Annotated in this window: 19 protein-coding genes; 10 read left to right on the top strand and 9 right to left on the bottom strand. The window is 73.7% G+C overall.

Going from position 1 to position 21,298, the window contains the following annotated elements:
• Positions 1-32: 32 nt before the first annotated feature.
• Positions 33-911, bottom strand: a complete 879-nt coding sequence (locus SM793_RS16795) for a TauD/TfdA family dioxygenase (protein WP_320438987.1) — start codon at positions 909-911, stop codon at positions 33-35.
• Positions 912-1,128: 217 nt separating this feature from the next.
• Here SM793_RS16795 and SM793_RS16790 point away from each other — a divergent pair, with 217 nt between their 5' ends.
• Positions 1,129-1,719, top strand: a complete 591-nt coding sequence (locus tag SM793_RS16790; protein ID WP_320438986.1) for a DinB family protein — start codon at positions 1,129-1,131, stop codon at positions 1,717-1,719.
• Between the two features lie 48 nt (positions 1,720-1,767).
• On the opposite strand, the gene SM793_RS16785 is transcribed toward SM793_RS16790, so the two are convergent.
• The 3 genes from SM793_RS16785 to SM793_RS16775 all read right to left on the bottom strand — a co-directional run bounded on the left by SM793_RS16785 (position 1,768) and on the right by SM793_RS16775 (position 3,566).
• Positions 1,768-2,286: a dihydrofolate reductase gene (locus SM793_RS16785; RefSeq protein WP_320438985.1), complete on the bottom strand. Its 519-nt coding sequence runs from the start codon at positions 2,284-2,286 to the stop codon at positions 1,768-1,770.
• Positions 2,283-3,080: a thymidylate synthase gene (locus SM793_RS16780; RefSeq protein ID WP_320438984.1), complete on the bottom strand. Its 798-nt coding sequence runs from the start codon at positions 3,078-3,080 to the stop codon at positions 2,283-2,285. Before SM793_RS16780 ends, SM793_RS16785 begins: the two co-directional genes overlap by 4 nt.
• A gap of 120 nt (positions 3,081-3,200) precedes the next feature.
• The gene (locus SM793_RS16775) at positions 3,201-3,566 is read right to left on the bottom strand and encodes a hypothetical protein (RefSeq protein ID WP_320438983.1); all 366 of its coding nucleotides are present in this window, start codon (positions 3,564-3,566) and stop codon (positions 3,201-3,203) included.
• Between the two features lie 86 nt (positions 3,567-3,652).
• Here SM793_RS16775 and rho point away from each other — a divergent pair, with 86 nt between their 5' ends.
• Together rho and SM793_RS16765 are read left to right on the top strand one after the other, a co-directional pair.
• Positions 3,653-5,347: a transcription termination factor Rho gene (gene rho, locus SM793_RS16770; protein ID WP_320438982.1), complete on the top strand. Its 1,695-nt coding sequence runs from the start codon at positions 3,653-3,655 to the stop codon at positions 5,345-5,347.
• 92 nt (positions 5,348-5,439) lie between these two features.
• Positions 5,440-6,459 (top strand): LD-carboxypeptidase, encoded by a 1,020-nt coding sequence (locus SM793_RS16765; RefSeq protein ID WP_320438981.1) that lies wholly within the window; start codon positions 5,440-5,442, stop codon positions 6,457-6,459.
• A gap of 106 nt (positions 6,460-6,565) precedes the next feature.
• Here SM793_RS16765 and SM793_RS16760 read toward each other — a convergent pair whose 3' ends face one another.
• Positions 6,566-7,030 (bottom strand): hypothetical protein, encoded by a 465-nt coding sequence (locus tag SM793_RS16760; RefSeq protein WP_320438980.1) that lies wholly within the window; start codon positions 7,028-7,030, stop codon positions 6,566-6,568.
• A gap of 321 nt (positions 7,031-7,351) precedes the next feature.
• Here SM793_RS16760 and SM793_RS16755 point away from each other — a divergent pair, with 321 nt between their 5' ends.
• Both SM793_RS16755 and SM793_RS16750 read left to right on the top strand, forming a co-directional pair.
• Complete coding sequence (locus SM793_RS16755; protein WP_320438979.1) at positions 7,352-8,749, top strand: isopeptide-forming domain-containing fimbrial protein; 1,398 nt, start codon at positions 7,352-7,354, stop codon at positions 8,747-8,749.
• 119 nt (positions 8,750-8,868) lie between these two features.
• Complete coding sequence (locus tag SM793_RS16750; protein ID WP_320438978.1) at positions 8,869-9,225, top strand: alpha/beta hydrolase; 357 nt, start codon at positions 8,869-8,871, stop codon at positions 9,223-9,225.
• Between the two features lie 53 nt (positions 9,226-9,278).
• Here the strand turns inward: SM793_RS16750 and SM793_RS16745 are convergent, their stop codons facing one another.
• Entirely contained in the window at positions 9,279-9,980 is a 702-nt protein-coding gene (locus tag SM793_RS16745) for a hypothetical protein (protein ID WP_320438977.1), read from the bottom strand.
• A gap of 135 nt (positions 9,981-10,115) precedes the next feature.
• The gene (locus SM793_RS16740; RefSeq protein WP_320438976.1) at positions 10,116-11,594 is read right to left on the bottom strand and encodes an insulinase family protein; all 1,479 of its coding nucleotides are present in this window, start codon (positions 11,592-11,594) and stop codon (positions 10,116-10,118) included.
• 114 nt (positions 11,595-11,708) lie between these two features.
• On the opposite strand from SM793_RS16740, the gene SM793_RS16735 reads away from it, so the two are divergent.
• The 4 genes from SM793_RS16735 to SM793_RS16720 all read left to right on the top strand — a co-directional run bounded on the left by SM793_RS16735 (position 11,709) and on the right by SM793_RS16720 (position 18,270).
• A complete protein-coding gene (locus tag SM793_RS16735) occupies positions 11,709-11,963 on the top strand; it encodes a hypothetical protein (RefSeq protein ID WP_320438975.1) in 255 nt (84 codons plus the stop codon).
• 213 nt (positions 11,964-12,176) lie between these two features.
• A complete protein-coding gene (locus SM793_RS16730; RefSeq protein ID WP_320438974.1) occupies positions 12,177-13,031 on the top strand; it encodes a patatin-like phospholipase family protein in 855 nt (284 codons plus the stop codon).
• Positions 13,032-13,205: 174 nt separating this feature from the next.
• A complete protein-coding gene (locus SM793_RS16725; protein WP_320438973.1) occupies positions 13,206-17,234 on the top strand; it encodes a hypothetical protein in 4,029 nt (1,342 codons plus the stop codon).
• Positions 17,235-17,355: 121 nt separating this feature from the next.
• Entirely contained in the window at positions 17,356-18,270 is a 915-nt protein-coding gene (locus tag SM793_RS16720; RefSeq protein ID WP_320438972.1) for a hypothetical protein, read from the top strand.
• Positions 18,271-18,323: 53 nt separating this feature from the next.
• On the opposite strand, the gene SM793_RS16715 is transcribed toward SM793_RS16720, so the two are convergent.
• Together SM793_RS16715 and SM793_RS16710 are read right to left on the bottom strand one after the other, a co-directional pair.
• Positions 18,324-19,094, bottom strand: a complete 771-nt coding sequence (locus tag SM793_RS16715) for a hypothetical protein (RefSeq protein WP_320438971.1) — start codon at positions 19,092-19,094, stop codon at positions 18,324-18,326.
• Positions 19,078-20,340 carry a hypothetical protein gene (locus SM793_RS16710; protein ID WP_320438970.1) on the bottom strand — a complete coding sequence of 421 codons (1,263 nt, stop codon included), beginning with the start codon at positions 20,338-20,340 and terminating at the stop codon, positions 19,078-19,080. The genes SM793_RS16715 and SM793_RS16710 overlap by 17 nt, the downstream gene beginning before the upstream one ends.
• Positions 20,341-20,632: 292 nt before the next feature.
• On the opposite strand from SM793_RS16710, the gene SM793_RS16705 reads away from it, so the two are divergent.
• On the top strand, positions 20,633-21,130 hold the full coding sequence (locus SM793_RS16705; protein ID WP_320438969.1) for a phosphoribosyltransferase: 498 nt from the start codon (positions 20,633-20,635) through the stop codon (positions 21,128-21,130).
• Positions 21,131-21,298: the final 168 nt, after the last annotated feature.

Here is a 21,298-nt window from a genome sequence, read left to right as displayed (position 1 = left end):
CGTCGCGGCGGGCGCCCGGCCGCCCCCGCTCCTCACCGGTCGGCGGGCCGGTCCGCCCAGACCCGGGCCAGACAGCGCCGCTCTCCCGGACCGGCGGGATCGCTGAACCCGGTCCGCCCGTGCAGGACGGCCGTGTTGTCCAGGAGCAGGAGATCGCCCCGGCGCAATCCGACGCGCAGGACCATCGCGGGGTCGGTGAGCACCCCGTGGAGAGTGTCCAGCGCCGCCTGCCGACCCGGTGGGAAGGGGCGGCCGGCCTCCTGCCTGCCCCGCTCGATCCAGTAGCGGTTGTACTGGACGTGCAGCCCGTGGCGCCGCTGCTGGAACACGGGGGAGACCCGGTCGAAGTCCGTGCCGCGCCCGAAGTGGAAGTCCTGGTACAGGTGGTGCAGTGCGGACGGATCCCGCTCCGCGAGACGGTCGTGGACGGCGCGGGCGCTGACGAGCAGGGACTCACCGCCGGCCCGGGCGGGGCGGATGCACAGCAGGCCGAGCAGCCAGGGCGACTCGCGGCGGTGCGACCGGTCGGTGTGCGGGTCGAGCGTCCTGGCATCCCCTTCCCGCTCCGTGGCACGGTCGGTGGCGGAGAGCTCGACCGCCGGTGCGGTCTCGGCGGTGAGCAGGTCGTCCGCCGACGGGCCCTCCGGGAGCGGCAGCACCGTGCCCAGCCGCGCGGCGAAACCGCGGCACAGCTCGGCGCACTCCGGATCACCGAGGCCGTCCAGTTCCAGGCCGCGCACCAGGGCCAACCCGGGCCCGTGGCGCAGGCCGTGGGCGACGCGGGCGACGACATCGGCCGTGGCGTGCGGTCCGCCGGGCGGGCTCGGCGACCACGGAACGAGCCAGTCCTGCTCGTCCAAGGTGGCGGGGGTCCAGGCCCGGGGCCCCGGGCCCTCGGCACGTCCCGTCATCACTGCTCCCCTTCCCTGCCGGGTGGCGCACGTGGTCCGGAGCGGAGTGCCGTCCGAGCAGCCACGTCCACCAGGCGCACGAGCGGGGTCCCGCCACGTTCTTCCCCGCCCCCCGGGGCGAAAACCCAGGCCATGGCCAGGCGCCGGCCCTGCCAGTCGTCGCGGACCGTGTACGGGATTTTGAGAGCACGAGCACTCCATGGCAGGCTCATGCCGCATGATCGACGAATTCGCGAAGGACAACCTGCACGGAAGACTGCGGCGGGACCGCAAGGCGCTGCTGTGGAAACTCGACGGCTTGTCCGAGTACGACGCCCGCCGACCGCTGACAGCGACCGGGACCAACCTCCTCGGCCTGGTCAAACACATGGCCACCGTCGAGGCCAGGTACTTCGGCGAGGTCTTCGGCCGCCCTTCCCCGGAAGGGCTGTCCCGGTGGCAGGACTCCGACGGCGGCGACCAGTGGGCGACCGAGGACGAGTCGCGCGACCAGATCACCGGGTTCTACCGGCGCACGTGGGAACACTCGGACGCGACGATCGACGAGCTTCCCCTCGACGCCCCCGGCCATGTGCCGTGGTGGCCGGAGCCTGCTCCGAACACGAACCTGTTCGCCGTCATGGTCCATGTCCTCGGCGAGTCCAACCGGCATGCCGGGCACGCCGACATCCTGCGCGAGGGCCTCGACGGCCGGACCGGGATGCGCCCCGAACACGAGAATCAGATCGACGAGGAAGCCCGTGCGGCCTACCGCGCGAAGATCGAGCGGGCCGCCAGGTCGGCCGGCCCCGTAGGGGGCGCCCGGTGATCTGACCGCGCGGCCGGCCGCGGGTCCACGGAACGGGGGCGGGGAAGGTCAGCCCGTGTCGCCGCGGCGTGCGTACGTGCGGATCCGGTAACGCACGCCGGACGCCGAGGTCCGCGGTCCGCCGTCCTCGGTGACGGTCCAGGCGGGGCCGACGGCGGGGGCGTAGGTGTCGCCCCGCACCGACAGGTCGACCTCCGTGACCGACAGGGTCACGGCCCGGTCGATGACCTGGCGGTACAGCTGCCCGCCGCCGATCACCCAGGTCTCGGCACCGGTGCCCAGGCCGGGTTCCGCGGCCGCCAGGTCCAGCGCCTCCTCGAGGGACCCGGCGCGGTCCGCGCCGTCCGTGGACCACTGCGGGTCGCGGGTCACCACGATGTTGCGACGCCCGGGCAGCGGGCGGAAGCGCGGCGGAAGCGACTCCCAGGTGCGGCGGCCCATCACCACGGGGCGCCCGAGGGTGGTCGCCTTGAAGTGGGCGAGGTCCTCGGGCAGGTGCCACGGCATCGTGTTGTCCGCGCCGATCACGCCGTCCGGCGTCTGGGCCCAGATCAGTCCGATCCTCATACCGCGACCGGTGCCTTGATGGCGGGGTGGTGCTTGTAGTCGACCATCTCCACGTCGCCGTACGCGTAGTCGAAGAGCGACTCGGCCTGCCGCAGCCGCAGCTCCGGGAAGTCGAACGGCGTCCGCGAGAGCTGCTCGGTCACCTGCTCCAGGTGGTTGTCGTAGATGTGGCAGTCACCGCCGGTCCAGATGAAGTCCCCGGGCTCCAGGCCCACCTGCTGCGCGACCATGTGGGTGAGCAGGGCGTAACTGGCGATGTTGAACGGGACCCCGAGGAACAGGTCGGCACTGCGCTGGTAGAGCTGGCAGGAGAGCCGGCCGTCGGCCACGTAGAACTGGAACAGGGCGTGGCACGGGGCGAGCGCCATGGCGTCCAGCTCGCCGACGTTCCAGGCCGAGACGATCATCCGGCGCGAGTCGGGATCGTTGCGCAGCGTGTCGAGGACCTGGCTGATCTGGTCGACGTGCCGGCCGTCGGGGGTCGGCCAGCTGCGCCACTGGACGCCGTAGACGGGGCCCAGGTCGCCGTGGGGGTCGGCCCACTCGTCCCAGATGGTGACACCGTGCTCACGGAGCCACTTCACGTTGGACTCGCCCCGCAGGAACCACAGCAGCTCGTACACCACGGACTTCAGGTGCACCTTCTTGGTGGTGACCAGCGGGAACCCCTGCGAGAGGTCGTAGCGCAACTGGTGGCCGAACACGCTCCGGGTACCGGTGCCCGTCCGGTCGGCCTTGGCCGTGCCGGCGGTGAGCGTGTGCCTCAACAGGTCTTCGTACTGGGTGTCCACCACGAGGGGCAAGTGTAGTGCCCGTTCTGTCCACCCCCGCCCTCCGGCCGGACCGGGCAGTACCGGCGGCCCGCGCCGTCCACCGCCGTCCGACGTTCACAGCCGTTCACAGCCGTCCGACGTTCACCGCCCGCCGCCCTTCGCGCCCGGCGGGCCGAGCAGCCAGGTCACCGGTCGGGCGGGGTCCGGGTCGTAGCGGCAGGAGGCGCCGGTGTGGACCGTGTCACGCAGCAGTCCGGCGAGCGAGCTGTCCTGTGCGGCTATGCGGTCGAGAGCCGACACGACGGCCTTGCGCACGGCGACCCTGGCGCGTTCGTTCGTGGAGCTGAAGCGGCGCGGCCGGCCGCCGAGACCGGTGGCGGCACGGAGCTCGTGGAGCAGGGACTCGCGTTCCAGCCGCAGCCGGTCGATCCTGCCCCGGTCGGCCCAGCAAGCGGCAGCCCGGCCGCCGGGCCGCCTCGCGATTTCCGAGGCGCCGCAGCGCCCCATGGTGTTACCCTGCCTACAGGCGACGCTGGAAGCCCACCCCTCGGGGTGCGGGAACCAGGCGCCACCGCACAGCCGAGCCCCTCGTCGTGGCCGGCCCTGACACCGGCGGACCGAAGCAGCCCCAGCGCTCCGTTCCCGGCACATCCGCAGCAGTTGAGAGCGCTCGCCCCGGCACCGTCGGGCGAACCCGCGACAGCGACAGCCGACGCCCCCCCGTACGGACCCCTCCATGGTCGTGCCGGGGCCGCTTCGCCGGCCGTCCCGCGCATCTCGACCGGCTGCCGGCCGAACCGCGATCCCGCCCGGCCGTTCACCGCCGCCGTGCCGCCACACCCATACCCACACCCACACCCACACCACAGGAGTACCTGCTCGTGACGACCACCACCGAACCCACCACCACCACCACGCAGCTGAACGGCCTGCTGAAGGCCGACCTGCACCAACTCGCCTCCGCCCTGGGCATCCAGGGCACCGCCCGCCTGCGCAAGGGCGAGCTCGTCGAGGCGATCACCTCCACGCGCTCCACCATCCGCCCGCCGGCGCCGGCCGAAGTGCCCCGCCCCGCCGGTACCGAGGGCGGTGGCGGCCGCCCCGCCCAGCGAGCGCGCGCCCGCTCCGACGGACCGGCGCAGCCGGACACCACCGCCGCGAGCGATCTTCTCCCCGTCGCCGGAGTGCTGGACATCCGCGAGGGCAACGCCGTGCTGCGCACCTCCGGCTACCTCCCCGGGCCCACCGACGTGAACCTGCCCGCCGGCCAGGTGCGCGCGCTCGGCCTGCGGACCGGCGACGTCCTGACCGGCGCGACCCGCCCCCGAGCGGGTGGCGCCCGCCCGTCGATGGCCGACGTCGACACGGTCAACGGCAACCCCGCCGAGGAGTCCCGGCCCCGCCCGGCGTTCCACGAACTGACGCCGCTGTACCCGCACCGGCAGCTGCGCCTGGAGACCGAGAGCGACCCGAGGCAGCTGACGGGCCGTGTCATCGACCTGGTGGCGCCGATCGGGAAGGGCCAGCGCGGCCTGATCGTGGCGCCGCCGAAGGCGGGAAAGACGCTCGTCCTGCAGTCGATCGCCGAGGCGATCGCCCGCAACCACCCCGAGGCGCACCTGATGGTCGTCCTGGTCGACGAGCGCCCGGAGGAGGTCACCGACATGCGCCGCTCGGTGAAGGGCGAGGTCATCGCCTCCACGTTCGACCGGCCCGCCCGCGAGCACATCGCGCTGGCCGAACTCGCCGTCGAGCGGGCCAAGCGCCTGGTCGAACTCGGCCACGACGTGGTCGTCCTGCTCGACTCCCTCACCCGCCTCGCCCGCGCCCACAACGCCACCGCCCCCGCGAACGGACGGACCCTCAGCGGCGGCCTCGACGCGAGCGTCCTCCAGCACCCGAAGCGGCTCTTCGGCGCGGCGCGCAGCATCGAGAACGGCGGATCGCTGACCATCCTGGCCACCGCCCTCGTCGACACCGGCTCCCGGATGGACGACCTGATCTTCGAGGAGTTCAAGAGCACCGGCAACATGGAGCTCCGCCTCGACCGCCGCCTCGCCGACCGGCGCGTCTTCCCGGCCGTCGACGTCAAGGCCTCCGGCACCCGCCGCGAGGAACTCCTCCTCGGCCCCGCCCGCACCCCCGCGACCTGGGCGCTGCGCCGGGCCCTGGGCGGCCTCGACACCCAGCAGGCCACCGAACTGCTCCTGGACCGGGTGAAGCGCACCCGCGGCAACGCCGAGCTGCTGCGCCAGGTGGTCACCAACTCCCCGTCCCGCCAGGCCTGAACGGAAGCACCAGGTCCGCGACCGCCGTGCGCCGTCCGGACGGCCGGTGAAACTCGCGTGACGTCACCAAGGGCACCGGCGACACTGACGCCATGACTGGTTCCGTACCGCCTCGACTGCTCAGGCCGCGCGCGCTGAGGCCCGGAGATCTCGTGGTCATCGCCTCGCTGTCCGGTCCGCTGTCCGCCGCCCACGAGCCCAACGTCGAGCGGACAATGGCCGTGTTCGAGCGGATGGGCTTCCGGGTACGTCGGGCTCCGCTGCTCGAAGCGGGACGCCGCCATTGGTGGAGCGCGGCCACGCCGGCGGAGATCGCCGGGGAGTTCAACGGTCTGCTGCGTGATCCGGAAGTGCGCGCGATCGTCGCGAGCGACGGCGGCCAGACGGCGCTCGGCTACCTCGACCTGATCGACGTCGAGGCGATCAGGGCCGACCCCAAGCCGATCCTCGGCTACAGCGACATCTCGCTGCTGCACCTGGCACTCCACGCACGCACGGGTCTGGTCGGGTTCCACGCCGACATGGCCGTCCCCGGCTTCGGCGGCCACTGGCAGTCCGCGCCGATGGCGCGTCAGGCCGAACTCGAGAAGCTCTACTCCATGTTGCTGACCGGCACCGGGGCGATCGGTGCGCTGCCGGCGAGCCCGTCGTGGGAGTGCTGGCGTTCCGGCCGCGTCGAAGGCCCGCTGATAGGCGGGGTGATCAATCGCATCGTGCTGGCGCAGGCGACGCCTTTCGCGCTGCCGCTCGAACGGTTCGACGGCGCGGTGCTGTTCTGGGAGGAGACGGGCGGCCTGGCATCGCACGTGTGGAGCTATCTGCAGGTGATGCGGCACTGCGGCATCCTCGACCGGATCTCCGGCATGGTCGTGGGCGTTCCACGCGAGATCGGCGGACTCGAGCCCGGCGTGTCCCCCACCCTGCCCGAGATCGTCCTCGACGCCCTCGGTGACCGTGACATCCCGGTGCTGGGCAACGTCGAGTTCGGGCATGCCGGCCCGAACCTGCCGTTGCCGGTCGGCATCCGCGCCGGCCTCGACGCGCGGCGGCGGACGTTGTCTCTGCTCGAACCGGCGGTGGCGCCACACGTGTTGACGGGGCCGGTCGGCTGACCGCTGCCGCCCGGTGGCAGCAGAGCGGTGACGGGGTGCCCGGACGCGGCGCCGGCCCGGCACGTGGAGTGCCGGGCCGGGCCGGGGACGGAATCGGGGGCGGAGGTCAGCCGGCGGGGATGGCCTTGGTCCACCAGCCGCTCCAGTTGCCGCCGGCGTCCCGGTCGCGGAAGAAGTCCGCGCCGAGGGTGAAGGAGCGCGAGCCGATGCTGAAGGCGTTGCCCTTCCGGTTCACGATCTTGACCTTGTTGGCGAAGTCGTGGTCGCCGCCCATGGACATCCACGCGGCCTGGGCACCCTTCGGCGGGAACCAGGTCGTCCACACGTTGAAGTCGGTGCCGATCACGAACAGCTGCTTGGTGCCGTCGGAGAGGGTGACGTAGGTCTTGCCGTCACCGTAGTCGCCGCCGCAGAAGAAGGTGCCGCCGCTCGCGTTGCAGGTCTTGGGCCGGGGCGCCGGCTGGGCCTGGCCCCGGTCGTCGCCCTGGCTCTGGGCGAGGGCCGGGGACGAGGCCAGTCCGAGGGTGGCCACGGCGGCGAGGGCCACGACGGCGGTCCTGATCCTGTTCATCACTGCTCCTGAGGAGTGCTGGTGCTGCACGGGAGGTGTGGGCCGGTCCGGCCCGCGGCCAGCCTCGGCCAGTCCGTGACGGAGCGTCAACGAATTCCGGGGCCGGTGCCCCCGGTGCGGGTCGTCGGTGCCTCTGCGGGCAGGAAACGCCGGAACGGTGAACCGTGCGGCGGTCGCGGGGAGGCGGGGCGCGCTCCGGGGCGGCGCGCGCCCACGCGTGCTCCGGGAGCCGCGTCCCGCGCTCTCGTACGTACAAGAACCACTGCCGCACCCTGAAAGCGGATGCCGCCGGATCCCGGCACCGGAACGAAGGGGAAGACCGTGAGCACTCCCGCCCCGTCCCGCATCACCCTGGTGAACGGCAGTTTCGAGCAGCCCGCCGTCGCCGCGGGCAGCAACGCGCTGCTGCCCGACGCCTCCCAGACCCAGAGCCCGAACCACGTCCAGGGCTGGCTGACCACCGCCACCGACCACCTGATCGAGCTCTGGCACGACGGCTTCAACGGCGTCCCTTCCGCCGACGGCGCCCAGTTCGCCGAGCTCAACGCCAACCAGGTCTCCACCCTCTACCAGGACCTGCCCACCACCCCCGGCGCCACGCTGTACTGGCGGCTCTACCACCGCGGGCGGCTCGGCCAGGACACCATGGCCCTGGACATCGGCCGGCCCGGCGCGGCCGTCCAGCAGCGCCAGTTCACCGACGGCACCACCGCCTGGGGCTTCTACTCCGGCACCTACACCGTCCCGGCCGGGCAGACCGTCACCCGCTTCGCCTTCCGCTCGGTCGCCTCCGCTGGCGGCAACCAGTCGGTCGGGAACTTCCTCGACGGCATCTTCTTCGGCACCGCCCCCGCCGTCACCCTCACCAAGTCCGCGATCCCCGACGGGCCCCTCCAGGTGGGCGACGTCATCACCTACCGGATCGTCGTCAGGAACGAGGGCGGTGGCAACGCCGAAGCCCTCGTCCTGACCGACACCGTCCCGGACGGCACCACCTACCTGCCCGGGACCCTGCACATCGTCAGCGGCCCCAACACCGGCGCCAAGACCGACCGGCCGGGTGACGACCAGGCCTCCTTCGACCCGGTGGGCAACCGGGTGACGTTCAACCTGGGCAACGGCGCCGCCGCGGGCCACGGCGGCAGCCTGCCCAACACCGACACCCTGCCGAACGGCACCACCGTGGAGTACCGGGTCACCATCGACGAGGACAGCGCAGGCGGACACATCACCAACACCGCCACCGCCACCTACGAGAACCGGCTGGGCCCCACCCCCGAACCCCTCACCGCCACCTCCGACCCGGCCGACACCGAGGTCCTCCCGGCGGCCGACCTGAGCGTCACCAAGTCCGCCGACGAGACCACCGTCACCGTCGGCCAGACCGTCACCTACCGCGTCACCGTCCGCAACGCCGGGCCCGACACGGCCACCGGCGTCACCGTCACCGGCACCCTCCCGGCCGGCCTGGCGTTCCTCTCGGCCGAGACGGGAAGCGGCACCTACGACCCCGGCAGCGGCGAGTGGAGCGTCGGGACGCTGGCCGCCGGCGCCTCCGCCACCCTCACCCTCCGGGCCAAGGCCACCGCCCCGGGCGCCGTCACCAACACCGCGACCGCGCACGCCGCCGAGACCGACCTCCACCTCGCCGACAACACCGACTCCGTCACCGTCTGCGTCAAGGCCGCCCCCGCCTGCCCGCCCGCCGGCTGCTGCTGAGCCTGCCGACCCCGCTGTTCGGCCCCGACCCGGCCCCGACCCACCCGGGTCGGGGCCGGTCCCGACGACGGTGACCCCGAAGGCCGGGCCCTGACCGCCGGGCCCGACTCTGTCGCGCGGTGGACGCGGTCCGCGACCGGGCCCGGTATCCGCTGGCCGGCGACCTGGGCGCCAACATCCAGCCGTGCGCGTTCTGGAAGCGGACGGCCGCCGAGCCGCCCACCGCGGTGAACAGCGACGTCAACGCGCTGATCGTGCAGAACCAGTGGGACCCGCAGGCGACAGTCGCCATGGCGCAGGGCATGCGGCGGGCACTGCGCGGCGCGCGGATGGTCACGGTGGCCGAGGGCGAGGGCCACGGCGTGGTGGTGGCCGGACCCCCCTGCGCGAGCGCCGACGTCGACCGCTACCTGACCACCGGCCGGCTGCCCGCCGAGGACCGGACCTGCGGCGGCCGACCCGCCTCCGGCGGATAGGACATGGCCCGGGCGGCCCCGCCCGCCCCCGCCCGCCCCCGCGCGGTCCCGCCTCACTGCAGGATGTTGATCGCGCGGGCGATCACCAGCGTCGCCACGATCAGGGAGGTCGCGGCCTCGACCATCATCAGCAGCTTGGCCCACCGCTTGACCGCGGAGACGTCGGTCGGGCTGAACGCGGTCGCGGTCCAGAAGGACAGCGACAGGTAGTCGGCGAACCGCGGCACCCAGCCGGCCGGTGCGTACGCCGTGTGCTGCATCTCGGGAAAGACGAACGCCGGTCCCGTGGCGGGCCGGTGGGCGCGGGCCGCGGCGCCACCGCGGTCCAGGTCCCAGTACCAGAGCGCGAAGGCGATCACGTTCGTCACCCAGGTCACGCCACCGGTCGCCAGCAGGCCGGTGGCGTTGTCGGCGAACAGCTTGTTGTTGGTCAGGATGTCCGACACCAGGTGGATTCCGGCATACAGGTTCGAGGCGGTGATGAAGGCGATCACGGTCTCGGTGACCACCCGCAGCCAGGTCCTCTGACGGTCGATCCGCCCCGGATCGCCGACGACCAGCGCCACCAGCAGGGCGAACAGGACCACCGGAACCACCCACACCGGGTCCACCCGGTACGACACGGGCAGCGCCACATGGAGCAGCGCGGCACTCACCACCGCCACCGCCACCGGCCACCAGTGCTCCCCGCGCACGGCGCCCCCACCGGGTGCCACCGACGACGACGGACCGGCCGGGCCGGGGCTTGCTCGCATGCCTCATTCTGACCCCGCCGACGGACACCCGCCGCGCGATCCGCCGCGCGACACGCGGCGGGCCCGCGCCGTCGGCAGAACCGAAGGCGGAAGCGGCCGGCTGGTGCGGACTCGGCCCTCCTCGGCCGACTCGGGTCAACCGGTGGCGCGCAGGGCCGAGAGCGGGTACCGCAGGGGTTCCGGGACGGCGGCGTCGATGGCGGCGAGGGCGGGGCCGAGGCCGGTGAAGAGGTCAGGGGTGACGGGGACGAAGCAGTTTCCGCGGCCGTGGAGGACGCGGCCGCCGTCGTGGACCTCGACACCCACCACCTCGGTGTACGGGAAGCCGTGGACCTGGCCCTCCTCGTCCTGCCACCACGTGCCGTCGGCGTTCACCACGAGGCGGACCTTGCGGGCCGCGCCGAACCGTGCCCGGGCGAGCAGCGGCGGCCGGTACTGCGGCCCGGCGGGCAGTGCGGTGCGCTCGGAGCAGTCGGCGGCGGGCAACGCCGACCGGTCGGGCCGGCCGAGGGTCAGCTGCTCCACCTGGCAGGGCACGAGCAGCAGCGCCGTCTCCATCGCCGCCGCGAAAGCCTCCCGCACCTGCGCCGGGGTCACCGCGGCCTGCTGCGCGAGCTTGGTCTCGGCGTCCAGATGGGTCTCGTCGAGCAGCAGGTCCGCCGCGCGCTCGCCCAGCTCCAGGTCGAGGGTGCGGGGGTCGGTCAGGAACTCCCGGGCGGCCTCCCGCTCCTCGGCCAGTTCGGTCTCGGTGGGCTCCTCCTCGGCGAGGCGCAGTGCCTCCTTCCAGAGCAGTTCGGTGACGCGCTTCTCCTGGCCCTCGCGGACGTCCAGTTGGACGCTGCGCTCGCCGCGGCCGGGGCCGACGTAGACGGCGGTGCCGCCGACGTCGTAGCTCAGGCCGTGCTCGTGGCGGACGGTGTCGGTCAGGCGCTGGCAGAGGACGTGGGTGGCGAGCAGCATCGCCTGGTCGTTGAGGTCGCAGGAGAGCAGCAGGCCGGGACCGGGGACGTCGGCCCGGTGCCAGGACGGGCCGGTGTGGCGCGGGGCCGGGTGCGGCGCGCGGGCGGTGCGGGAGCCGGAGGGCAGCGGGAGGCGCAGGCCCTGCGGCGGAGGGCCGGTCAGGGCGAGGACGGCGTTGCCGGCGTGGAAGTGGCGGGCGACGGTCTCCCGGACAGCCTCGAGCGGGATCCGGTCCGCGCCGGGTCCGCTGAAGGAGGCCAGTCCGAGGCCCTGGGTGCCGTACCGGATCGACAGCAGTTCGCCGGTGACCGGGTCGGCCGCGCCGCTGCCCTCGGCGGCGAGCACTCCGGCCTCCTTCTCGATCCGCTCCAGGGGCAGTTCGGTGAGGGCGGTGCAGACGCGGGCGAGGAAGTCGACGACCTGTTCCGGGCGGCCGGTGCAGGTGAAGTCGGTGATCGAGAGGCTGACGGAGGCATTGTGGTCGAAGTGCAGCCGGGGGAGCGTGCTCATCGCCAGGTGCTCGACCAGGTGCGTCACCCCGAGGGTGCGGAAGGTCTCGTCCTGGACCCCGCAGCCGAACATCAGGGTGGCTTCGAGCGGGCCGGGCGTCTCGGTCCAGATGACGGGGACGCCGTCGATGAGGTCGTGGTGCATCGGATGATCATACATTCATCGCTTTGTCGACCTTGAGCACCGGCGACGCGCACGGTGGTCGCGGTGGTCCCGGCGGCTGTGGACGGATGCCGGGCCGATCGTATGCTGGGGCATATGTTCTTCCTCGTTACGGGGGGCTTCGTGGCAGCCGGCTTCGCGGTTTCCAGGCTCGCTGTACATGCCGCACGCGACCTGCTCGCCGTCACCGCCGCGTTGTTCGGGTTGACCGCAGGAGCCCTGACCGGCCTCGGTGTGGGCATCGCGTGCCTGCCGAACTACGGCGGGCCGATCTTCACTGTGCTCCTGTGGATCGGCGGCCTGTTCGGCACGGTCCTGGGGCTCGCCCGACGCCTGGACCGCCGGGCGTAATTTCTCCGCCGGGCCGGCCTGCCGTTCGTCCTGATCCGCCCGAGTGCGGAATGCCCGATGATCCCCGGTGCCCTCGATGCCACGCCGCCGGTCCGGCATGCCCGCGGAGTGGCGGGTCGGACCGGAGCCGGCGCCCTCCCTGCCCGGTGCCGGTGGGCCGGTGGGGCCGTGCGAGGATGCGGCGGAAGGTGTTTCGGCAACGGGGGAGCCGTCATGGGAACCGAGCAATTTCACGACCTCGACCGCGCGTTGGTCCTGGGCCCCGGCGGCCGTCTGGGTGTCGCGTGGACGGCCGGACTGGCCGCCGGTCTGCGCGCCGCCGGGGTGGACCTGGGTGAGGCCGATCTGATCGTCGGCACCTCCGCCGGTGCGATCGTCGGGGCAGTCCTCGCGGCCGGGGGCGACCCGGCCCGGCTGGGTGTGCTCCCCGGCCGGCGTCCCGCCGACGGGTCGTCGGCCGCGCCGCGCCGCCCCGACCCGGCGGTGACGGGCGCGGTGTTCGCGGCCCTCGGCGAGTCCGGCGCGGACCCGGCCGGGACGCGGCGCCGGGTCGGCCGCATCGCCCTGGGGACGGTCGACGCGGCGGCGGAGGACCGGGTGGTCGCCCAGCGCGCCGCGCTGATCGGCGCCGACACCTGGCCCTCACGCCGCTTGCTGATCCCGGCCGTCGACGCCGAGAGCGGTGAGCCCGTCGTGTGGGAGGCCGCCTCGGGCGTTCCGCTGGTCCGCGCGGTCGCCGCCTCCAGCGCGTTCCCCGGCTTCGAGCCACCCGTCGCCGTCGACGGCCGGCACTACCTGGACGGCGCCCTGCGGGCCGGTACGAACGCCGACCTGGCGGCCGGCGCCCGCGTGACGGTGGTGGTCGAGCCGCTGGCGCACCGTCACCCCGGCGCCGTCCCCGGGGGCGCCCGCGTCCTCGCGCCCGAGCCGGCCGCCGTGCGCCTCCTGGACGCCGACCCCGGCGACCGCGAGTCGTGGGAGGAGATCCACCGGCTCGGCCGGGAGCAGGGCGAGACCGCGGCCGACGGCCTGCGCGCGTTCTGGCGCCCGGTGGCCGCGCGCGGCTGAGCCCGGGCGGGCGGACCTTCCCGGTTTCTCTCCATGCCTCCGCCTGCCGTCGCACGCCCCCGTGGCCAGGGAAGCAAGGCGCCCCCGCAGCTCTGTCAGAGGCGATCGTTAGGCTGCGGAAGCCGCCGGGCGATCGTTGCCCGGCCGCTGAACAGCACGGGGGAGTGGCGGGTCATGGTCGGGGAGATCGGTGCGCAGGGCTACGTCGCGCGGCTGGAGGACGCGAAGGTCGTCTTCCGCAACGAGCGCGGGCGGGTCCTGAAGAAGGTGCCGCCGGCACTGGCGGGGCATCCCGCTCTGCCACGGCTGTTCGCGCTCGCGGCCGGTGTCGAGGCACACCGCCGGGAGTGCGGGCAGGAGGCCGAACGGCTGGTGCGCGAGGGTGTCCCGGTGCCGGCCCGGGTGGTGGAACTCCTCTCGGTGGACGCCGCCTGGGCGGAGGCGCTGGCGCAGGCCGCTCCGCTGCCCGCCGCCGGCGAGCCGGAGGACGAAGGCGGGTTGCTCGCCCGCCGCTACCGGCACCTTGCCCTGCCCGAGGCCGAGCGCGTACTGCTCACCACCGCCGACGCGGTGCGCCACCGCGACCGGCTGATGGCGCACCAGGGCTGGGAACCGGTCGGTTCCCTGGCGACGACCGGGCTGCCGGCCGACGGCGCGATGCCGTTCCCCGAGTCCGCGCTCGCCGGGCATCCCACCCGCGAGCAGGAGGTGCTGCAATACGTCGAGCGCCTGGAGGAGGCCACCTCGGCGTGGCGGGTGTGGGTGAAGCGCGACGTCGACGCGGTACTGAAGGCGATCGCCGCCGCCGACCCGGCGCTCTCGCGCTGCTTCCTGGACGGCGTCGCGGACCTGTGCCTGCGCCACGGCGGGGAGCGGACCGACGCGGCGGCGTGGTTCGCCCGCGCCAGGACGGCGGAACGCACCGCCGGGGAGCAGGTCGACCAGGAGTGGCTGGACGCCCGCTACGCCGCGGTGGACGCGGCCGGCGCGCTCACCGACACCGCCCTGCGCGAGCGCGTGCGGCAGGTCACCGCGCGCGGCGCCGACCGCGAGGCGGCCCGCCGCACGCTCACCCTGCTCGGCGACCGCACGCTCCGCGAGGGCCCGCGGCCCGGACTCGCCACCGACCTCGTCCGCACCGCCCGTGCCGCCGGACTCGACCCGGCCCGCGAGCTCGCCCGACTGGCCGGCCGACTGCTTCCGGCCCGGAATCTGCGGCACGCGGCCGCCCACGAGTTCTGGTCCGCGCTGCTCGCCGACCCCGCCTGGGAGCTGCTGCCGGCCGAACGCCCGCACCTCGCCCGGGAGGTGGTCGCGGCGGGGCCGCAGCCCGGGATGCCGGAGGCGGACCTGACCCTCGACTACCTGGAGCGGACCGGCGCGCTGGCACACCTCACCGCCGCCGCCGACGCGGGCGGCGCCGCACCCGGCACCGCCGCCGACTGGCTGCGCGCCCTGGTCGTCCTCGCCGACCGGCCGCCCCGCCCGGACGCCCGGCCGGTCGTGCACCGGCTCGCCGCGCTGCTGGCGCCGAGGATCGCCGCCGACGGCGTGCCCGTCGACCTGCCCTACCCGAGCCGCTGGGACCGGCGGGTGTCGGGGAGCCCGGTCCTGCGACTGGGTGTCCTGGATTTGCTGCTGGCCGCGGGCGCGCCGGTGGCCGACCCGCCGCCGCGGCTCGCCGACCCGCACCTGCACCGCGTCGACACGGCACCGCGCCCCGGACTGTCCTCGCTGAGCGCCGATCCCAGGTTCGCCCGCGAGCTGCGGGCCCTGCTGCGCGCCGAGTTCGAGCTGACCAACGGTGGTGACGCGGACAACCTCTGGTACCAGCCGCACGACCCGAAGGGGTGGGCGAAGGTCCCCACCCTGGTGGACACCGAACCGGGGCGCGCCGTGCTGGCGCAGTGGTGCGACGAGGAACTCGCCGAGCTGCCGGTGCTCGACCTGGACGGCGTGGCGCTGATGCTCGCCCGCTTCCAGCACATCGGCGCCGCCGCCGGACTGCTCGCCGACCCGGGCCGGGCCCGGCGGCTGGCCGCCGTCGACGTCCCCGCCCTGCTGCTCGACGCCGTGCGGGCACAGGCCCCGGAGCCCGCGCTGGACCGGGCGGGCGCCGAGTTGCTGCTCGGCGCGGTCGAGGCGCGTTCCGTCTTCCGCGACGCCGCCGCCGGCTTGGTGCGACGGCGGATCGGCCGGCTCCTGGAGATCGAGGAGGAGCGGGTCGGCCGCGAGTTCGCCCGCCTGGTGCAGATCGCCGCGAACTGCCGGGACGGGCTGGCACACCTGGTGCCGCTGCTGTCCCCCGGCGCCGAGGCGCCCGCGCCCACCGCCCCTCCCGCGCCCACCGCCTCTTCCGCTCCCGCCCCCGCCCCCGCTCCCGCCGTCCCGGCGCGGGTGCGCGTCGGCCGCCTGCTGCACGAGGCGGCCACCCACAGTCCCCTCTGGGACGGTGACCCCGACCGCCCCAGCACGATCGTCCCGGGCGCGTCCGCCGCCTTCCCCTATCCGATCGTCGACTGGCGGACCGAGCTGCTCCGCGGCGACGCCACGAGCGCCGTGCGGCTGCGCGAGTACGCCGACCTGCCGTTCGTCGCGGAGCGCGGACCGGGCCGCTGGCGCACCGTCACCCTCTCGCGCCCGGACCACCGGCCCACCCCGCCGGCCGGCCACCTCTTCCGGACCGCGCTGTCGACCGCGCTCGTCCTCCACAGCAGCTCCAACCGCGCCGTGCTGCTGGAGTACGCCCCCGGCGGCGCCTTCCCCGCGGACGGCCCGCCGGCCGCCGCCGGCTGCGAGGTTCGCGCCGGCGCCGACCTCACCCAGCAGATCGACCCCGACCTGCTGCGCGCCTACCTGGAGCAGTTCGCCGAGCGCGGCCCGCTGCCCGCCCGCCCCGCGACGGCCGAGTATCTGGCCGAGCGGCTCGCCCTGACCCCGGCCGAGGCGGGCGCCCTGCTCGCGGTCCGCACCCACTATCGGGACCACGGGAGCGCCGCCGAGAAGGTGGTCACCCGACGGATCGGCGCCGACGCCGTCCGGGAGTTCCGCACCCGGCTGGTGCCCGCCGAGCCGGAGCAGCTGTGGACGCACGGGCCGGACGTGGAGCGCGCGGTGGCCTGGTGGCACGAGCGGTACGGCGCGCCGCCGGTCGACGCCGACCTTCTCGCCCTGGCCCGGCGCGAAATCCGTTTCCCCACCGGCGAATGGGCACCGACCGGCCCCGGACCGGCCGCCGACCCGGTCCCGCCGGGCCTGCGCAGGCGCTGCCGCCGCCCGGAGGCCCTGCTCGCCGCCGCCCTCGCGGCGGCCGGCGGTCCCGACTTCGCGCCCGCGCCGTACGCCTCGCCGTACGCGATGGCCTGGCTCGCCTACCGCACACCCGCCGGCCACCCGCTGCGCCCCGCGCTCGGAGCGGCCGCACTGCGCGTCACCTCCGACCTCGGGTCCGAGCCGCAGGACGCCCGAGCGGCGTGGCGGCTCTTCTCCGTCGACCGCCGGACCGCCACCGGCAGGCCGGCACCCCCACCGGCCGGCCTGCCCGGCGTGGAGGTGGTGGACGAACCGGCCGCCGGCCGGTGGCACGTCCTGGTCCGCCCCGGCCTGCTCACGGGCGCCGACGACCCGGCGCTGGAGGCGCTCGACGACTACTACGACCGGTTGAAGCCCTCGCAGGCCCGACCGGCGGGCTCCGGCCTGCCCGCCCTCACCGACCTGCGCATCCTGCTGTCCGGCGACCTGGAGGCGCTCGGCCACCACCTCGCCGCCGATGCCGCCCGCACCCCCGGCTGGGAACAGGACCCGCGGCGCAGCGCCCCGGACGTCGTCGCCGCCTGCGCGGCTGCGCTCGGTCTGCCCGTGGACGCCGCCGCGCTGTACCTGATGCTGCTCGCCCTGCCCGACCCCACCGACCGCCAGGTCCGGCAGTGGACGGGCTGGACCCCGGCCGTGTTGAAGGCCGCCCAGCAGCAGCTGTGTGCCACCGGCCGGGTGGTCACCGGCCGCCGCCCCCGCGCCGGCCGCACCCTCTTCCTCCCCGGCCCCTGGCTGGACCTGAAAGCCCCCCGACTCCCCGTCGAGGCCGCCAAACTCGCCCACCTCGCCCTCGCCACCGAACGCGCCAGCACCGCCCACACCGTCCTCGTCCCCGCCCGCCCCCTCCCCGCCCTCTTCACCACCGCCTGGCACACCGCTCACCCCTGACCCCGTCCCCGCGCACCCCGACACCGTCAGGCCGGAGCGCGGGCCTGTCGGAAAGCCGTCGAATGATGGGTGTATTTCGTGAAAGTGTTCTCCTCGTTGATCCACCTGACCGGAGACCTTTGTGACGATTCGCCGTACCACCCTGACCGCCGCCGCCACGCTGCTGGCCCTCTCCACGATGGCCGCCTGCAATGACGGCGACGCGCAGTCCGCGCCGACTGCCGCCGGCGCCCCGGCCACCGCGAGCCCCACCGCGAGCGCGACGCCGACCGTGACCGCGACGGAGCCCACGCCCACCGCGAGCGCCACGCCGACACCTACGCCGACGCCGACGCCGACCGCGTCCGCGACTGCCACCGGCGCCCCGGTCGACGCCACGGGGGCCTTCGATCCCGCGGTCGCCCTGGCCAACGCCGACCGGACGCCGTACGCCGCCACCGAGACCATGAAGACCACCGCGACGGCGGGTGGCCAGGTCGGGTCGGTTCTCACCGGCACCGGCCGGGTCAACTACAACACGCCGACCCGTGAGGGCCGGACCGAGACGAAGATGACGCTCGGCGACAGCGACAGCGACGAGCCGACGCTCTGGATGGAGACGATCAACACCGGCACGACGATCTTCATGCGTGACAGGACCAAGCCAGGCAGCGCCTGGCGCGCCGAGGACCCCAGCGACAAGGCCCGGGCCGATGACACCACCGCCTACGTCAAGGCCCTCGTCGAGGCCGGTCCCGCCGCCCGCAAGGGTATGGAGCAGAAGAACGGAGTCCCGGCCTTCCACCTCGGCGCCCGCCTGACGGCCGCCCAGATCAAGGCCGTCGACCCCAAGGAGTACCAGAAGATGGTCGACAAGGGCGCCGAGGGCGGCAAGCAGATCGACGTCTGGATCGACCGGGCCGGCCGCATCCTGGCCCAGACGCAGTCCATGAAGATGACCACCGGTGGCACGGCCGTCACCAGCACCATCACGTTGACCTACACCGACTTCGGCCCCCGCGAGACCTTCACCGCGCCGACCGCCGTCGCCGGCTGACCCCTCCCGCAGCCCGTCCACCCCCGCCGCGGGGGCGGACGGGCCCGGCAGCCTCAGACGGGCGGCAGCAGATCGCCGTCGCTGATCGTGTACGTCAGCAGAGGCTGGACGAAGTCCGTCTCACGGTTCTCACGTCGCCGCAGCCGGAAGAACTCCTGCCGCTGCTCCTCGTCGGCCGGCACCAGGCGCTCACCCTGCGGCAGGTACGGATGTCCGTCACGGAACCGGAGCAGGGTCTTCGACGTCCGGAAGGTCACGCCCAGCCACTGGTTGTCCGCGGTCCGGGCCGGCGCGTCCAGGACGATCCGGTGCCTGAGCCGCCGATTCGACTCGACGGAGAACACGACCGCACCGTGGTGGAGCAGCGGGACCTCGAACGTCTCGTCACCGGGACCTTTCGATTCGACGATCAGTTTCCTCGGCGGGTCCGCTTCGGGGTGCCGGTAGCAGGAGAAGACGGCGATGAACGTCCCGTCGGCCAGGTCGAGGGCCTGGTCGCAATGGCTGCCCATGGTGGTGTAGGCGTTCGTGTAGTTCTCGACGAGCGCGTTGTTGAAGCCGACCGCGAGCCCCGCACGTTCCTGGATCCGCTGCGCCAGCCGCTCGTGCACGGCCTGGAAGCGCTGCGCCGGGCCGCTGTAGCGGGTGGTGGTGCGGACGAGCGGCACTCCGCCCGTCCCGTCGATCCGGGTGAGCGTGGCGCCCCGCCGGCCCTTGCCCGTGTCCTCCAGGCGGGCCGACGCGGAGAGCTCCGCGAAGAGGTTCTCGTCGCCCGGCAGAGCGTAGGAGCGGACCTGGTCCGGGATGTTAGGGGTGGGGGGCAAGATAGTCTCCCGTGTTCATGCTGAAGCGGAATCCGTCGCCGTAGTCGATGAAGGACGAGGTCCTGTTCTCCTCGGCGTACAGCCGGCGCAGTTCGTCCATGCCGGCCGCTGTGGGCGGCTCCAGCTTCACCGGATCCCCGGCGGTCTTGAGGAACGTGTGGCCGTCCCGGTGCACGGCTTCGGCACTCGAACAGCGCACCACGTACCCCAGCCGGGTCGGGAGCAGTTCGGCGTCCAACGACGAGGGCCGGATCTCGTGCGTGTAGAGGCGGTTGGTGGACAGCGGCATGAGGAACACGGAGCCGGGATGGAGGGTCAGCGTGAACTGCGGCGGTGGCGCGAGCCCGTCGGGCACGGCTGCCGGGTCCTTGAGGTGGAAGCGGAGCCTGGTCAGCCCGCTGACACCCTTCACCCCGAGGTCGAAGGGATCCTGGGCCAGGGGCCGCAGCCCGTCGAGCCGGTCGAGCCCGTCGTAGAAGGTGCAGAAGGCCATGATGCCGTTGACGGGCATGTCCTTGGTCTTGTCGGCGTGGGCCGAGATCCTCGCCTTGGCCTGCCTGCGCCCGTCCGTGGCACGGGTGTTGTGGTAGATCTGGGCGAGGACGTGGTTCAGCGGTGCCTGGCCGCGGAACACGGCGGCGGCTTCGCGGTTCAGCGCCTCGACGACATCCGTGTCGGTCGGGCCGAAGCCCTCGGTCGGTCCCGAGAGATTCGTGGAGCACCGCAGCAGACGGAAATGCAGGTCGTCGCCGTCCTGCGTGACCGGTGTCAGGTAGATCCCGCTGCGGTGGGCCGTGCCCGACTTGGTGGACTCGGTCAGGGACTGGAACGCGTGCTCCGCACGGATCCGTCCGAAGTGGTCGGCGTCGGGTGCGAAGAAGCGCGGGTAGTACACGCCGACGCCGTGCACCCGGAGGGGAACCCGGCCGAGCCCGACGACACTCCACGGCGCGTCGACGTCCCCATACCAGTCCCCACCCCCGTCCCCGCCGTAGCCGTGCGACAGCTCCTGGACGACGAACACCCGCGCGGCCGCCCGCAGCCGGCGGCCACTGACCGCGGCGATGTCGCCGCACAGGTAGACGGTCTTCCGGGCGAGGTCGGCCGCACCGCGGGCAACGTCCTCCGGTGTGACGACCGACCCGAGGAATCGCGCGACCACGTCGTGGCCGTGCACCGCCGACGGCGCGACCAGGACGCTGCCCGCGTCCTCGATGAGGGCCTGCGCCGACTCCGTCGCGTCCATCAGGAACTACCGCCATTCGCAGACTTCGGTGAATCACCCACAACCGTCGACCGCCGATGCTCTCACGGGGCCGGACAGCGGATGACGCCTGCCCTGCGGTCACGGCCGGGACGGTGCACCTGTGCCCGGGAATCGGCCCGGGTGCTGAACGCCATCCACGTCCTGATGCAGGAACGTTCCCACGTGCAGCCGTGCCGGCCGACCCCGTGCGCCCGCGCGGGCGTCGCTTCCGTCGCCCTGCCCGGCGTGCCGGTATGCGTCGCCGGGCCGGCCGCCGAGGAGACTGGGCGCTGTGACCGATGTGCGCGAGATCCTGACCTATCAGACGTTCGGCCTGGCGGTGCGTGAACTCGCACGCACGATCGCCGACGACGGGTACGAGCCCGACCTCATCCTGAGCATCGCTCGCGGCGGTGTGTTCGTGGCGGGCGGTCTGGCGTACGCGCTGGACTGCAAGAACCTCCACCTGGTGAACGTGGAGTTCTACACGGGTGTGGGCACCACGCTCGAGATGCCCGTCATACTGGCGCCCGTCCCCGCGGCGATCGACTTCACCGACAAGAAGGTCCTGATCGCCGACGACGTCGCCGACACCGGCAAGACCCTCAAGCTGGTGCACGACTTCTGCCTCGACCACGTCGCCGAGGTGCGGTCCGCCGTCATCTACGAGAAGTCGCACTCCCTCGTGAAGTGCGAGTACGTGTGGAAGCGCACGGACGACTGGATCAACTTCCCCTGGTCGACAGAGCCGCCGCTCGTGCGGCGCGAGGGCAGGGCACTCGACGCCTGACCGGAGCACCGCCACCGGGCCCCCGGACGAGGAAAGCCCGGACGAGGAAAGCCTGGACGAGGAAAGCCCGGACGAGGACGGCCCGGGCGGCGCCCGGGCCTGACGCCGCCGCGGAGAAGGACCGGGGACTTCGCTTCGCACATGCCGGACAGCAGGATGTCCTCCCCG

The organism is Kitasatospora purpeofusca, assembly GCF_034043715.1.
Classification (GTDB): Bacteria; Actinomycetota; Actinomycetes; order Streptomycetales; family Streptomycetaceae; genus Kitasatospora; species Kitasatospora purpeofusca_A.
This window is presented reverse-complemented; position numbering and strand designations above follow the sequence as displayed.

What these genes read in the sequence shown, in the direction of transcription:
- SM793_RS16745 (WP_320438977.1), bottom strand. Translation starts at nt 9,980, where the DNA reads ATGCGAGCAAGCCCCGGCCCGGCCGGTCCGTCGTCGTCGGTGGCACCC.
- SM793_RS16775 (WP_320438983.1), bottom strand. Translation starts at nt 3,566, where the DNA reads ATGGGGCGCTGCGGCGCCTCGGAAATCGCGAGGCGGCCCGGCGGCCGG.
- SM793_RS16790 (WP_320438986.1), top strand. Translation starts at nt 1,129, where the DNA reads ATGATCGACGAATTCGCGAAGGACAACCTGCACGGAAGACTGCGGCGG.
- SM793_RS16785 (WP_320438985.1), bottom strand. Translation starts at nt 2,286, where the DNA reads ATGAGGATCGGACTGATCTGGGCCCAGACGCCGGACGGCGTGATCGGC.
- SM793_RS16730 (WP_320438974.1), top strand. Translation starts at nt 12,177, where the DNA reads ATGGGAACCGAGCAATTTCACGACCTCGACCGCGCGTTGGTCCTGGGC.
- SM793_RS16710 (WP_320438970.1), bottom strand. Translation starts at nt 20,340, where the DNA reads ATGGACGCGACGGAGTCGGCGCAGGCCCTCATCGAGGACGCGGGCAGC.
- SM793_RS16760 (WP_320438980.1), bottom strand. Translation starts at nt 7,030, where the DNA reads ATGAACAGGATCAGGACCGCCGTCGTGGCCCTCGCCGCCGTGGCCACC.
- SM793_RS16735 (WP_320438975.1), top strand. Translation starts at nt 11,709, where the DNA reads ATGTTCTTCCTCGTTACGGGGGGCTTCGTGGCAGCCGGCTTCGCGGTT.
- SM793_RS16725 (WP_320438973.1), top strand. Translation starts at nt 13,206, where the DNA reads ATGGTCGGGGAGATCGGTGCGCAGGGCTACGTCGCGCGGCTGGAGGAC.
- SM793_RS16765 (WP_320438981.1), top strand. Translation starts at nt 5,440, where the DNA reads ATGACTGGTTCCGTACCGCCTCGACTGCTCAGGCCGCGCGCGCTGAGG.
- SM793_RS16740 (WP_320438976.1), bottom strand. Translation starts at nt 11,594, where the DNA reads ATGCACCACGACCTCATCGACGGCGTCCCCGTCATCTGGACCGAGACG.
- SM793_RS16795 (WP_320438987.1), bottom strand. Translation starts at nt 911, where the DNA reads ATGACGGGACGTGCCGAGGGCCCGGGGCCCCGGGCCTGGACCCCCGCC.